Source organism: Flavivirga aquatica, from assembly GCF_001747085.1.
In the GTDB taxonomy this organism is placed as follows: domain Bacteria; phylum Bacteroidota; class Bacteroidia; order Flavobacteriales; family Flavobacteriaceae; genus Algibacter_C; species Algibacter_C aquatica.
Window position 1 is genome coordinate 109,392 of record NZ_MDJD01000049.1, and the last position, 14,695, is coordinate 124,086.

The 14,695-nt window shown below is 29.6% G+C and carries 9 protein-coding genes; 4 read left to right on the forward strand and 5 right to left on the reverse strand.

All coding sequences use genetic code 11. From position 1 onward, the window contains the following. Window positions 1-67: 67 nt before the first annotated feature. The 5 genes from A8C32_RS13790 to A8C32_RS13810 form a co-directional block, all read right to left on the reverse strand. Window positions 68-2,938: a M16 family metallopeptidase gene (locus A8C32_RS13790; RefSeq protein WP_069831014.1), complete on the reverse strand. Its 2,871-nt coding sequence runs from the start codon at window positions 2,936-2,938 to the stop codon at window positions 68-70. After that, window positions 2,925-4,025, reverse strand: a complete 1,101-nt coding sequence (locus tag A8C32_RS13795; protein ID WP_069831015.1) for a TlpA disulfide reductase family protein — start codon at window positions 4,023-4,025, stop codon at window positions 2,925-2,927. The genes A8C32_RS13790 and A8C32_RS13795 overlap by 14 nt, the downstream gene beginning before the upstream one ends. 114 nt (window positions 4,026-4,139) lie before the next feature. Continuing rightward, complete coding sequence (locus A8C32_RS13800; protein WP_069831016.1) at window positions 4,140-5,366, reverse strand: TlpA disulfide reductase family protein; 1,227 nt, start codon at window positions 5,364-5,366, stop codon at window positions 4,140-4,142. 37 nt (window positions 5,367-5,403) lie between these two features. Beyond that, on the reverse strand, window positions 5,404-6,567 hold the full coding sequence (locus tag A8C32_RS13805; RefSeq protein ID WP_069831017.1) for a FecR family protein: 1,164 nt from the start codon (window positions 6,565-6,567) through the stop codon (window positions 5,404-5,406). 23 nt (window positions 6,568-6,590) lie between these two features. Beyond that, window positions 6,591-7,214, reverse strand: a complete 624-nt coding sequence (locus A8C32_RS13810; protein WP_069831018.1) for an RNA polymerase sigma factor — start codon at window positions 7,212-7,214, stop codon at window positions 6,591-6,593. Between the two features lie 108 nt (window positions 7,215-7,322). Here A8C32_RS13810 and A8C32_RS13815 point away from each other — a divergent pair, with 108 nt between their 5' ends. The 4 genes from A8C32_RS13815 (at window position 7,323) to A8C32_RS13830 (ending at window position 14,630) form a co-directional block, all read left to right on the forward strand. Then, window positions 7,323-8,480 (forward strand): FecR family protein, encoded by a 1,158-nt coding sequence (locus A8C32_RS13815; protein WP_069831019.1) that lies wholly within the window; start codon window positions 7,323-7,325, stop codon window positions 8,478-8,480. A 145-nt stretch (window positions 8,481-8,625) separates the two neighbouring features. After that, the gene (locus A8C32_RS13820; RefSeq protein ID WP_069831020.1) at window positions 8,626-12,180 is read left to right on the forward strand and encodes a SusC/RagA family TonB-linked outer membrane protein; all 3,555 of its coding nucleotides are present in this window, start codon (window positions 8,626-8,628) and stop codon (window positions 12,178-12,180) included. A gap of 2 nt (window positions 12,181-12,182) precedes the next feature. Further along, a complete protein-coding gene (locus A8C32_RS13825; protein WP_069831021.1) occupies window positions 12,183-13,625 on the forward strand; it encodes a RagB/SusD family nutrient uptake outer membrane protein in 1,443 nt (480 codons plus the stop codon). 12 nt (window positions 13,626-13,637) lie between these two features. Then, window positions 13,638-14,630 carry a cadherin repeat domain-containing protein gene (locus A8C32_RS13830; RefSeq protein WP_069831022.1) on the forward strand — a complete coding sequence of 331 codons (993 nt, stop codon included), beginning with the start codon at window positions 13,638-13,640 and terminating at the stop codon, window positions 14,628-14,630. Window positions 14,631-14,695 lie beyond the last annotated feature (65 nt).

Sequence of the window (14,695 nt, forward strand, 5' to 3'; positions counted from 1 at the left end):
CTTTTCTGTTTATAAGAGTATTATTTATGGGAAAATGGTTGGTTACTCTTAAAAACATAATCTAAAATTATTTTTTAGGACTCAATGTAGCTTGAATAACATTAGATGTAATGATATATTTTTTAGCAAAATCTTGTATTTTTTCAAGTGTTATGTCATCAATTTTATTTTTATAATCTTCAAAAGAGATATGCTTTCTTTTAAAAAGCTCTATGTTAATAATTTCCTCTTCCCAAAAAAAATCGCTTTGTTGGTTGTCTTTTCTATTATCTAAAAGATATGTTTTTGCATTTTTTAAATCGGTAGAATAAGTGTCATCATTAGTCAGGTTATTTAATTCTTGTTTAATAATCCTTATCATGTTTTCTGTCTTTTCTGGATCTGAATCCAGATCAATGCTAACACTTAGTTCGCTTTTTGGTATATCTGTTAATGTTACATAGGATTGTGAGCCATAGGTACCGCCTTCATCTTCTCTAAGCGTCGATAAAAACCGAGTATAAAGCATAGCCTCTATTACTTGAGAGATTAAGGCGTTTTCTGTAGTATACTCTATTTTATTATTTACAAGATTATAACTTATACTAGTTTTAGGAGTTTGCATATCTTTTTCTATTTCTCTTATAGAAATTCCTTTAGCACTTTCTATTTTGTGATCTATAAAACTTTCTGAACTAGGTTTAGTACTCAGATTGCCTAAATATTTTTGTATAAGAGGAAGTGCTTTTTTATGATCAAAATTTCCAATGAAAACAAAACTAAAATCATTAGCATCAGAAAAGCGTTCTTTAAAAATGGTTTTGCATTGTTCAAAAGTAATAGCATCAAAATCTTCTTCCTTATTTGGGAAGGATCTTGGGTGTCCATTAGAAGATAATATACTTATAGCATCATAAAGTTCGCTTTTTTCTGTATTTAGATAATAGCGTTTGAAATCGTTTTTCCAATCTTGTTTCTTATTTTCGAAAACAGTTTTATCAAATCTTGGTTTTTCAAAATATAAATAAGTTTGTTGAAGCATGCTTTCTAAATCTTTAACTAATCCTCTGCCTTGAATGATATCGTGAAATCCTCTATAACTTAAACTAACTCTAGCAGATTGTGTTGAAAGTTTTTGAGATAAGTCTGAAGCATTAAAATCTCCTAGTCCAGAATTTTGAACAAGTTCAATAGCAGAATCAATGAAAATTAAGTCTTTGGTTTTTAAGCTTGCTAAACCTCCTGGGCTAACGGCTTGCATAGAGATATTACTGTTTTTTTCTTTAGAAGGCATTAGTATAACACGAACCCCATTATTAAGAACATAACCTTTAGCTTCACCAATACCTTCAATATTAAATTTGTCTTTTATTTTTTTGATAGGTAATTTTTCAGACAATAATGGTTTTTTTAAGACTTCATCAAGGTTGTCATTAAACTTTTTAATTTTACTTGCTTTTACTTTTTTTATTACTGCTAAAATTTCTTTTTGAGAAGGATAGTTTGTGTCATCATTTTCCGGTCCAGAGATGATAATAGTACATTTGTTTAAGTCTTGAAAACTATTTACATAATTACCTATCTCTTCAGTAGTTATACTAGGTAATGTTTTATCTAAAAAGTCTAAAGTCCATTTAGCAGATAGTACAGGTTTAGCTTCTATAAAATAACTTACCAATTGATTTGCCCATGCAGAATTGCTTTTATCTTTTTCTCTGTCTGCTCTATTTTCGAAAGAAACTTTTAGGTTCTTTTTAGCCAAGTCTAGTTCACTTTTTAGAAAACCATATTTTTTTACTCTTTCTAACTCAGTAAAAGCAGCAGCGACAGCATTTAATTCTTGTCCTGCTCTTGGTGATATTGATATTTGGTTTATTCCATCTAAAGCGGTTAGTTTAGTGTGTCCCACCCTAATACTTTGAGCAGAAGATTTTTGTTTATTAATAACTTGTCTGTAACGTTTGGAAATCATACTTGAAAACAGACTTTTTATAAAGTTTGAACGTAATTGGGCTTCGTTAATGATTTTAGGCTCTTTTTCTCTGAAAATAAAAGTCATATTTACATCAATAATATCGTCTGCTTTTTCTGTAGCTAGAAGATATTGTGTTTCTTTATTTTCTGGAATTTCAATATAAAATCGCTCTTTTGGGTTTGTTGCTTTTGGAATTTTAGAAAAAAGAGCCTTTACCTTATTTTCTATAATATCTACATCAATGTCTCCTACAATAATTATAGCTTGTAAATCTGGTCTGTACCATTTTTTATAAAAATTTCTTAATAGATCACTATTAAAAGATTTTATATAGCTAACATCTCCCATAACATCCCTGTCTGTGTATTTTGAATTATTATAAAGTGCAGGCCATGTCTTTTTTTGAAGCGTATAATTTGAACTTTGAAGTTCTCTCCATTCTCCTGATATTATATCACGTTCGTCATTAATATCTTTTTCACTTAAATTAAGTGATCCAGACCAGTCATGTATCATTAACATGATTTGATCTATAAAGGCGTTATCTTTAGCAGGAACTTGTTGAACATAGTATAGTGTTTGATCCCAATTGGTGAAAGCATTATATTGTTCTCCAAGAACAAACCCTTTTGATTGTAAAAAGTTATCTATACCATTGCTTTCTTGAAAGTTTTTAGAGCCTTTAAATGCCATATGTTCCAAGAAGTGGGCTAAACCATCCTCATTATCCTCTTCAAGTATAGCGCCTACATTTTGAGCAAAATAAAAACTTGCTTTTCCTTTAGGGTTTTGATTTTTTAAAATGTAGTAAGTCATACCATTGTCCAGCTTTCCTTGTTTTATTTCACTGGGTAATGGGATTGTCGTTTTAGTTTGAGCTCGAGTAAATGTGCTTAAGAAAGCTATTAGTGTTATACTTACGCTTAATTTTATTTTGATCATCTTTATAGATTTTAATTTAGTCTTAATTTTATTTTTCTTCATGAAGAAATTTGTTTAAGCAATTTTTTGTTTGAGATAAGTCTAAACTTTTATTTAAAATTTTTCCATTCCTATCTAAAAGGTAAATGGTAGGTATAAAACTTAAATCGTAGGACTTAAGCTGATCTCTTTTAGAATTAGTAATTAATTGAGGCCAAGTTAATTGATGCTTTTTAATAGTTTTTTGCCATGGTTTTATTTCAGGATCATCAGAAATACTTACGATTTCAAAATCTTTTCTGTCATAAGATTTATAAAGTTTTTTTAATTCAATAAAATCATCCTTACAACTATTTCCACACCAATGAGTCCAAAAATAGAGTAGGACATATTTTCCTTTGAATGTACTCAAGGAAGTTGGTGTTCCTTCTGCCGATTCTAATAAAAAGTCTGGTGCTGCGGTATTTTTAGCAAGTTTTCTTGCTTTTACTAAAATATTTTGACACATTCTTGTATAATAACTATCCTTCTGTTTGGATTGAAAGATTTTGCATATCTTTTGCATATCTTGAATGGAATAGGTGTAATCATCAAAGCCATTTCCTTCATTTAAAATGATATAAGGAGCAATTTTAGAATGTCCATTTTCAATAACAAAACGCATTCTTAAATCGTCTATTTTTTCATCTAAAAGAGTTTTAGAAGTTAAGATTTGTTCTTTGTAAATGGGATAAGAATGATCTAATTTGTTTAATTGCGTACTATCATTTTGGTGCCAATTATACAAGTTTTTAAATTCAGGAAGACAATAAATACTATCTTCTTTATGTAGATATTTGGTAAAAAGTGTATTTACTTCAGAGTTTATAATAGTTGGTTCTAAACCTATATAATTATCGTGTTCATATAAAGGTTTTTCAATGTTTAATTGTATTTGCATTTTGGCAGGTTCTAAAATAAAAAATGCTTCATACTTATGGTTTACAACTAAATAGCATTCATGTATGTTTTTAATAGAACCTTGAAGGTGAAATAGTCCATCTTTTATCTCTGCTTGATTAAAGACTTGACCAAATTCATAATATGTGTAATCAATTAATTCAACTGTGCCCTCATTTATTCCATCAATAGTTCCCACGATGTAGTACATAGGTAATGTGTGCTTCTTCGTTTCACATGAAATAAAGAGACACATACATACCAAGTACAGAGGCCATTGTTTTTTAAATTTTATTTTACAAATAGAGGGCATTTATAATGGTTTTTAATGACCAAAAATAGTGTGTAATTCATTGTCTAAATCTTCTGCGTAAAGATCTATAGCTATTATTTTTCCTTCTTTGTCTATTAAAAAAGTAGTTGGTAGTTTTGATATATTGAATTGTTTAGATACTGTTTTTTCTTTGTTGTCAATAACTTGAGTCCAAGATGGTTTGTGTTTGTTTAAAGCTTTAATCCATTGTTCTTGATTAGGATCCGAAGATATTCCAAGAATTTCAAAGCCATCTGTTCTGTACTTTTTGCGAAGTTTTTCTAAATGAGGAAAAGCAGCAACACAAGGTTTACACCAGTAAGCCCAAAAATCTATTAAAACATATTTACCTTTAAAAGAAGATAGGCTTATGGTTTCTCCATTTCTATTCTTTAGCGCAAAATCTGCTAAAGTAATGCCTACTGCGGTATTTCTTGAAGCGACCACATATTTTTTAATACTTTCATAGTACTTGTTACCGTTTAAACTGTTATCGTAAGCATCAAAAAAGTCAATAATTTCTTTAGCATTAAAGGCATCATTAAAGCGATAGTCTTCAAAAAGAACAATATATGGAGATACCATTTTATCATTATGTTTCACAATGAAATCTTTTTTGATTTTCATAAGCATGGAGTCTCTTTTAGAGGAGATGTTTTTAAATTGATGCATTTGTTTATTCAACAAATCAAAATCTGCATAAAGGTCAAACATCGTCTTGTCAAAAGCTCTTACTTTAACAAATTCGGGAGATGTTAAAATGTTATATCGTTTATCTCTGTATTGTGTAAAAAGAGTGTTATTTATAGTTCCAGTTCTTTTAGCTCTTACTTCTATTCCTGTAAAATATTCAGTATAAATGGTGTCTCTTGGAGAAATTTCGACGTTAATAGTTCCTGGTTCTAAAAATACAATGGTATTAATAGTGTCTCCAAAGGTTAGTTTTACTGCTCTAGGGTCATCAACTTTTATATTGTCAAACGAAAATTTTCCATTTTTTAAACTTACAGTGCTTATCGTGTCAATGCTTTCGTTATCTAAATCGGCATTAATTTCTGTTATTGAAATGCTGTTTCCATTAACATGTCCTTTAATGGTACCAGTTATAGATGCTATAGTGGAATTTTTAACAATAGACTGTTCTTCTTTCTTTTTTTGAGCACAAGAAAGGGCTGTTCCTGATATAATAGTTAAGCCAATTAAAATGGCAGTTATGCTTTTAATGTTTATATGTTTCATGCTTTTGGGTTAAGAATTTTATATTTAGTGAGTTGTTTTATTTAATTAAGACTTGATCATTTTTTATAGTATAGGAAAGATCGTTGTCTGTCTTGAAAGCATTTAATATTTGATCTAAGGTTTCATCAGTAAACTTTGCAGTAAAAATTTCATGATCGAGTGCTTTGTTTTTATTAATTATGGTAACATTGAATCTACGTTCTAACGTTTTTAAAATTGAAATAAAGGGGGTTTCCTTGAAAATGAGTTTTTGTGATATCCATGCAGTGTGGTTGTAGGTATTAACTGTTTTTACAAGTGCTCGTTTTGAATGTTCGTTGTAGGTCGCCATTTGCCCAGGAACAAGACTAATTAGTTTAGTTGTATTAGCTAGAGTATGTTTTAATTTAATTTTAACTAAGCCTTCGACTAATACTGTTTGCGTGGTACTATTATTATCGTAAGCAGAAACATTAAATTGAGTGCCTAATACACGAACATCCATGCTATTCGTATTAACAATAAAAGGATTTTTAACATCACTAACCACATCAAAAAAGGCTTGCCCAGATAGGCTTACTTTTCGTTCACCAGTTTTAGGGAATTTTGTTGGGAATTGTAGTTTTGTTCCAGCGTCACAATATACTTTTGTTCCATCTGAAAGTATAATTCTAAGGGTTTGACCGTAGGGTACTTTTATTTCCTGAATTAATTGTTCTTTTTGAGAATTGTGATCTATTGTATTATAATTTATTTCCTTTCCATTTTGAAAGGCTATAATTTCTCCGTTAGCATTTGTAATTTCAGTATTTCCTGATGTTTTAATATATTTTGTGCTTTCTCCTAAAATATTTAACTGTATTGTTTTTTCTTGCTGTTTTGTTGTTAATTGGTGTTTATTTTCTTCAGTCTGGTTTTGAATAAAAAAGAATAAACCAAAAGATATTCCAATAGCAATAGCTGCATATTTTAAAGTAGATTGCCAAATAGATGTTGTAGGTTTTGGAGTAGTATTTTTAGAAGTTTTAATTTTTTGCTCAAATTGAGTCCAAGCTTTTTCAGTATTAATAGTATTATACAGTTCTTGTTTTGAAACTACCGATTTAAGATATTCTGAATCTTCGGTCTTAAATGTACCTGTAGAAGAAACATCATTATCTTTTTTAAAAAAGATATCAAGAGCTTTTTTTAATCTTACTATTGCTTTTTTTCTAGAGTCCAAAAATTGTTTTTAGTTATAACAACTTAAAAAGAAAAGGGTGTTACTAGAAAATTGTTTTTTAAAAAAAAAAGATTAATTAGGACTAAAAAAGGTAAGTTTTGAGTTAATTTTAACTCAGAAATTTCATGGCGTATGGTAATTAACGCTTTTCTTATCTGGCTTTCTACTGTACGCTCAGAAATATTTCGCATAGAAGCAATTTCTTTATATTCGTAATTTTTTAATTTACTTAATATAAATATCTCTTTTCGCTTTTGGGGAAGTTTGTCTATAATATTTTTAAGAGCAGATAATCTTTCTTGATTTATTTCTGCTTCTGAACTTTCAATATCAATAATAACTTCCATACGTAGTTGTTCTCTTAAAGAAATCTTACGTTTTTCGTTATTACAAAAATTCATGTACTTGTTGTAAACAGACTTATATAAGTAAGCATTTAATGAGGCTATAGAAAGGGTTTCTCTTTTTATCCATAATTGCATAAGTTGTTCTTGAACAATATCTTCAGATAGGCTAGCATTGCCTGAAAGTGAAAACATGTAGCGACATAACTTAGCGTGGTAGGTAATGTAAATTTGCGTATAAGCATCTTTATCGCCTAGCTTAAGTTGAGAGAGTAATATTTCTTCTTGTTTACTGGTTGCCATTTACAAATTTCAAAATACGAAATATTTACAAATAAAAGTAAAAAAAGTTTATCATTGGGTAAGGGTTACGAAAAACTTTTTGGTCATAACCTTGAAAAATAGCATCAAATGACCAATTTATCTAGCATTTCGGTTTTAACAAATAAATTATTAGAAGGAAAAATTTCTGATAGTGAGGCTAAAGAATTAGATGTATTACTCTTACAAAAAGAGAATGCGGAATTCTTTAAGAATGCTATTAAAGATGATTATTTGTTTAAAACTGTTGGAGAAAAATTTGATACAGGTGAGGCTATTTTTAATGCATTAAAAGAAATTGAGAATTCTGAAAGAAAATCATGGAGGTTTCCAAAGAAATTCTATAAATATGCAGCTACTGCGGTTTTATTTTTAAGTATAAGTTCAGCTTGGTTTATATCTAAAGGAAATAAAGAGGTCGCTCCTACGGTTGTTAATACCTCAGAAAAAAATATAGAACTATTATTAGATAATGGTTATAAGCAATTAATAAAAGGGGACGAAAATTATAGTATTAAAAATGATCATAATACTACGATAGGTCACTTGAATAATGATAAATTAAGCTATTTAGAAAATTCGACGCATACAGTAGCATATAATACTTTAAAGATTCCTTATGGGAAAAAGTTTCAGGTTATTTTATCAGATGGAACTAAAGTCGACTTAAATTCAGGGACTGTTTTTAAATATCCTGTTAATTTTGTAGAAGGTCAACCTAGACAAGTATATCTTGAAAATGGTGAAGCTTATTTTGATGTTACTCATGATAAAGAACATAGGTTTATCGTTAATACAAATAACCATAATATAGAGGTTCTAGGAACTCAATTTAACATATCTTCTTATAAAGAGGATTCTGTAATAAGAACAACACTTGTAGAAGGATCTGTACGTGTTTTTGATTCGTCTAAAGAACGTAAAGCTTTGCTTTTAATTCCTAATGAACAATCTTCATGGGATAAAAACAATAAGGTTATTAGTAAAAATGTTGTAGATCCTTACTTTTATACAGGTTGGCGCACAGGAGAGCTTTTGTTTAAAAGTAACTCTTTTGCTGAAATTGTTAAAAAGTTAGAACGAAATTTTGATGTAAGTATAACTGGTTATAATGAAAAATTAGGGCAAGAAAGATTTACAGCAAGGTTTGAAAATGAAACTATAGAGCAGATAATGCGCTATTTTAGCGAGGTTTACATGTTTAATTATACTGTTAAAAGGGACAAAATTATTATAGTAGTAAACTAAAAAACCGAGAGGTGCTCCACCACCCCTCGGTAGAATTAAAAGTGATAAAATAAAATATCACCTAAACTAACATTCCAAAAATATGAAAAAAACTTTAAAGAGCACTGGGCGTGTATGCATTTTGCTGTTAAACCCCAATCTAAAAATGAAACTTACTTACTTCTTTTTTATAGCATCCTTTTTTCAGATATATGCTAGTAGCTATGGGCAAAATACAAAAGTAACTCTTGATTTAGATAATGTAACGGTTGAAAAAGTTTTTAGCCACATTGAAAAAATCACAGACTATAGATTCCTCTACAATATAAGTAGTGTGGATTTAAATAGAAGAGTTTCATTGAGTTCTGATAAAGAACCTTTGAACGGAGTTCTAAAGCGACTTTTTAAGTTTACCAACATAAACTTTAAAGTGCTTGAAAAGCAAATTGTCCTTAAAGTTTTAGAGAAAAATAATATTAGTAATGAAACAGCTGTTCAGCAATCTATTTCTGGTCTGGTTGTAGATGAAAATGGAATTCCATTAGCTGGAGTTACTATTTTAATTGCTGGTACTCAAAATGGTGTAGTTACAGATTTTGATGGTAAGTTTACTTTACAAGCGAAGAAAGGTGATGTAGTGGTGTTTAATTATTTAGGGTATATTGACCAAGAAGTTCCAGTTACCGAGGAAACGGTTTATAATATCCAAATGAAACCGACTTCTTTTGAATTAGATCAAGTGGTTATATCAACAGGATATCAAACTATAACAAGAGAAAGAGCAACAGGTTCTTTTGGTACAGTTGGAGCTAAAGTTTTAGAAACTAAGATAGATCAAAACATACTATCAAAAATAGCAAATGAAACTCCTGGTTTATTATTAGATAATAATGAGGGGTTTTTAGTTCGTGGAATTAATTCTATTAGTGGGCAACGTACACCGTTAATTGTTGTTGATGGAGTAGCATTGCCTGAAGGTAGTAACGTTTCGAATATAAATCCTAACGATGTAAAAAGTATAAATGTTCTCAAAGATGCTGCGGCATCGTCAATTTGGGGTATAAAATCAGCCTCAGGTGTTATTGTTATTGTTACTAAAAAAGGTTCTAGAAACAGTAAAACGATGGTAGAGGCTTCAGTTAACACATCTATAACATCCAAGCTAGATATTTTTGATACTAATATAGCTGGTCCTAGTACACAAATAAACTACCAAAAAGCGTATTTTAATGCTAATAATATAAATGTTGGAGTTGATAATTTATTTTCAGGACCGACAGAAACAATTGATGCTAACCAATTTTCTCAGCTTAATCCTGTCTTAGAAACATTATTAATGCAAGAAAGAGGTGAATTAACTCAAAGTCAGGCTAATGCTAGATTAAATAATTTGTCTCTTTTAGATGCTAGAAAAGAATATAGTAATAAAGTGCTTAGGCAAACCATTTGGAATCAGTATAATTTAGCTATATCCGGTGGGGGTGAAAAACAAGATTTTAGAGCTTCAATTACATTTAATAATAATGAAAGTGGATTAGTAAATGTTGATTCTAAACAAATTATAGCTAACATTAGGAGTTCTATAGATCTTTCAGATAAACTTAATGTTAGTTTTATAACAAATTTTTCGCAATCATTAGAGAATGCAGGACCTACTCAATTAAATGATGGTTTATCTATATTTTTTGATAATCCAGCAACACCGTCTGGTTTTTTATCTAGTATACCAATTAATAGTCGTTTATTAGATAATTCAGGTAATTATGTAGCTCAATTTGGAGGAGCCAATAGTGGTTTTTCTGATTTTTTATTAAGTAGAGGAGTGCCATACGATTATACTTATAATGTGCTTCAAGAGTATGATAATGCAGATAATACTATAGATAATGCAAATTTAAGATTGCAAGCAGCTCTTAATTATGAGTTTTTTGAAGGGTTGGATTTGTCGTTGACTTATAGATATGCGCTAAATGCAAGAGAGACAAAAAATTTATTTAATGAAAATACGTTTGCCGCTAGACATCGTGTTAATCTTTTTGCTCAAATAGATTCTAATACTAATAGAGTTAATAACCCAGATACAGATTATGTTTTAAATAAGGGGGCTATTTTAAATAATTCCTTTTTTAGAAGAGCTTCACATATTTTAAGAGGTCAATTTAATTTTGATAAAGGGTTTAAGGATGGTTTACATCACATTACAGCGATAGCGGGATATGAAGTAGGTATAACAAATTTTGGAACAGATTCTAGGCGTTTATATGGATACAATGATGTGTCATTAAAATTCCAACAAGAGCTTGATTTTGGTAGGTTGTATGACAATTTTTATAATGATGCTCTTCCTTTAACTAGAAATTTTAAAATTCCTGAAGGGAATTTTTTAGATGATCAGCAAGATAGAATTTATTCTTATTATTCTAATTTGGCTTATACATTTAATGATAAATATACTCTATCAGGAAGTATACGACTAGATGATCAAGATTTTTTTGGTGCCGAAGATGATTTTAGAAATAAACCATTATATTCTGTTGGTTTAAAATGGGATGCATACGAAGAATTGTTTTCTTCTAGTAATATTGTCAATTCACTATATTTAAGGGTTTCTCATGGTACTAACGCTAATACAGGAGATAAAGAAGCAGGGCGTTTTTTGACTATTGTAATACCTCAACGGACAAGTGCTATATTTGGTAGTCAATTTGCTAGGATAAGTAATATCCCTAATAATTTATTACAGTTAGAAAAAGTAAGTAAAACTAACTTTGGTGTTGATTTTAGATTACTTGAAAATTTTATTAGTGGTAGTGTTGATTTTTATTCAGAAGTTAGTGAGAATTTATTTTCTTCAATCGCTTTTAACTCCACATTGGGAATTAGTGAACAAGAGGTCAATGCAGGTGAATTAACAAACAAAGGACTTGATGTTGAGCTTAATTTTGATTTTAGTAAACCTCAGAGTGCTTTTTCTTATAACACAAGCTTGAATTTTAGTTTAAATAAAAATGAATTAACAAAAGTAGAGTTTGATAATGAAGATATTTCTGCTCATATAAGAGGGGCAATACCTAGATTAGGGAAAGCTCTTTCTACAATATATAGTTATCGTTATGCTGGTTTGGATAATACTGGTGCTCCTCAATATTTTGATAGAAATGGAGATATTATTGATTTAAGTGAAGATGGTTCAGAAATAAAAGAATCGGAAGATTTAAAGGAAGAAGGGACATTAGTTCCTATTTATTATGGCTCATGGATTAATGAGTTTGCATATAAGAATTTTTCATTACGTGTATTAACTAGTCTTAAGGCTGGTCATGTGTTTAGATATAATAATAGGTTTATACCAGGTCAGTATGGAGATGTTGTTAATGTAACAAAAGATTTTAACAACCGTTGGAAAGAAGCTGGAGATGAAAATCAAACATCAATTCCTGGAGTTCCAACATTTTCTGCAGGAGGAGGAGTAAAATATAACTATTATTCGAGTGTAGATTCTTTTGTTGATGACGCTTCTCATATAAGACTTAATCAAATTAATTTTGGATATAACTTACCATTAATTGTATTAAAAAAGATAGGGTTTGATAGTTTAAGAATGAGTTTTCAAGTAGATAATGTAGCTGTTTGGAATTTTAATAAATGGGATGTGGATCCAGAAAATCAATTTTTCCCTCTACAAAGAGCATTCAGTTTTAACATAAACACTAGATTTTAAAAATGAAAAAATTTACATATAAAATAGTAATCCTGTTATTAACAGTAGTTGTTTTTATTTCTTGTTCTAAAAATGAATTTTTAGATATTGATCCGCAGGGTATAGCAATTCCATCAACAATTGAAGATTATAGATTGTTATTAGATGATGCAGAAATATATACATTAAAGCATGGGTTAACACCTTACGCATCAGATATAGTTTTACTTGATGATAATTTAAATGATGAATTGGGTTATTCTCAAGAACAACGTAATTTGTATAGGTTCAATGAGTTTATTTATGGTGCTACTAATGATGATGATGATTGGAATACTTATTATGGACAAATATTTAATATTAATATTGTTTTAGACGGTTTATCAAAATTAGAAGATGAGGTTTCAGGAAATAGTGTTGCTCAATTAAAAGCAGAAGCAAAATTACATCGCGCTTATGCGTATTTTAATTTGGTTAATATTTATGGTTTGCATTATAATCCTGCTACAGCTGCTACAGACCTTGGAGTTCCTATAAGGGAAGGCTTCGACTTGTTTAATGTTGACTTAACTCGAGCAAGTGTACAAGGGGTTTACGATTTAGTTATTGATGATATAACGACAAGTATAAATAACTTAAAAGATACGCAACCATTGGAATTAAGCTTTAGACCGTCAAAAACTGCTGCTCATGCTTTATTATCAAAAGTGTACTTGTATCAAGGAAAATATCAAGAGGCTTTAGAGAATATAGAATATGCTTTGGATTTGTATGATGTGCTAAGAGATATAAACCAAGAAGAAACAGATTCTTATACTGCTGAGGGGACATCTGTTTTAACAGTAGAAAGGTATTGGCCTAATATTATTGAAGATACTCAAGTAGTTTGGCATAAGGGCTTTATACTGGATTTATCGTTTACTGAGACTTATGGAAGTCTTTTTGAAAGTAATGATATGAGAAAACAATGGATTATATATTTTCCAACTGCATTCTCAAATGAAGATAAGGAAAGTTCTGTTTTGGGTTATCAATTAAGAGCAAATCAAAAGAATGAGTCAGGAACAGAAGGTATTTATACACCAGATATGTATTTAATACGAGCAGAATGTAATGCGCGTTTAGGAAATATACAAGCATCTAATGATGATTTAAATACTTTACGAGAAAAACGATATGAAACAGGGACTTATGTGCCTTTAAATATAACTGATAAAGACGAGTTATTAAGGTTTGTTAAAGAAGAAAGGTTAAGAGAGTTTCCTGGTACAGTAGAGCGTACTTTTGATATTAAACGTTACAATATTTTTGATAATGATAATATTACTATAGATCATTCTTTTATTGATGATAATGGAGTTTCACAAGCTGTTATTATATTACCAAATAGTAAAAAATGGGCACAACCAATAGCTCAAAAGTATATCAACTTCAATCCAGAAATAAAGCAAAATCCAAGAGACTAAAAAATATAAAAGATGAAAAAAATAATATATACTTTAAGTCTTGTATTACTAATAGTTTTTAGTAATTCATGTGAAGATCAACATAATGAAGAGCCAACAATAATAACAACAGAGGATATAACCTTGGATGCACTATTAAGACCTCTTGATAGTCACATAGGTACTGTTTTAGGTTTATCAACTAATTCACAAGTAAAATTTTCAATAGTATCACAGAATGTTGAAGGTGCAGTAAAAATTGATCAGCAAGGAAACATTATAGTAGATGATACATCTGCTTTCGATGCAGAAAGGGTGAACACAACAATTATAGTAAAAGTATTGGTGAGTGATAATAGTGTAGAAGAAACATCTATTGTTACTATAAATTTAAAATATAGAGATACTGATGGAGATGGGGTTTTTGATTTTGAAGAAGTAGATAATAATACTGATTTAAATAACCCTTGTGATCCTGTTCAAGATAAAGAGTATACAGGATTTGATGTTACAAATAAAATTTGGTCAGTAGCAGATTGCGATGATGATGGTACAACCAATGGTGAAGAAGTTAATGATGGTACAAATCCATATGATCCATGTAATAATAATGTAGCTACCTCTATATGGGCTGGATCTGTAGAACTTACGTATTTTGGTTCTACTAATACTGTTTCAACTACTGCTAGTTGTAGATCTTTAGGGATACAAGGCGATTGGTTTGATTTAAATTTTGGAGATTTTTCATTTTGTAATGCTTCTCCTGAATTTGATGAAACTATATTATCTTTTGTTCCAGAATTTGAAGGCGCAAAAAAGGGAACTGTAGTTATAAATAATCAAATTTATTTGCCAACATGTGATAGTTTTAGTCTTATCCAAAGTACTTCTTTGGGTACTTATGATGAAGATACTAAAACGATTATATTTGAATTTGGTCAATATTTTGAAGGAGAAGACCCAAATGATCCAGATTTTTTTGGGTATAATTTTGATGGCGAAGTAATTATAAAAGCAATACCATAGAAATTGGTTCATATAAAGAACTTTTAAAAGAACAGCTATGTTTCTTTTCTCCTTAAAGAGATATA

Excerpts from the sequence above, each read along its gene's own strand:
- A8C32_RS13800 (WP_069831016.1), bottom strand. The coding sequence starts at position 5,366 with ATGAAACATATAAACATTAAAAGCATAACTGCCATTTTAATTGGCTTA.
- A8C32_RS13790 (WP_069831014.1), bottom strand. The coding sequence starts at position 2,938 with ATGAAGAAAAATAAAATTAAGACTAAATTAAAATCTATAAAGATGATC.
- A8C32_RS13825 (WP_069831021.1), top strand. The coding sequence starts at position 12,183 with ATGAAAAAATTTACATATAAAATAGTAATCCTGTTATTAACAGTAGTT.
- A8C32_RS13815 (WP_069831019.1), top strand. The coding sequence starts at position 7,323 with ATGACCAATTTATCTAGCATTTCGGTTTTAACAAATAAATTATTAGAA.
- A8C32_RS13810 (WP_069831018.1), bottom strand. The coding sequence starts at position 7,214 with ATGGCAACCAGTAAACAAGAAGAAATATTACTCTCTCAACTTAAGCTA.
- A8C32_RS13820 (WP_069831020.1), top strand. The coding sequence starts at position 8,626 with ATGAAACTTACTTACTTCTTTTTTATAGCATCCTTTTTTCAGATATAT.
- A8C32_RS13830 (WP_069831022.1), top strand. The coding sequence starts at position 13,638 with ATGAAAAAAATAATATATACTTTAAGTCTTGTATTACTAATAGTTTTT.
- A8C32_RS13795 (WP_069831015.1), bottom strand. The coding sequence starts at position 4,025 with ATGTACTACATCGTGGGAACTATTGATGGAATAAATGAGGGCACAGTT.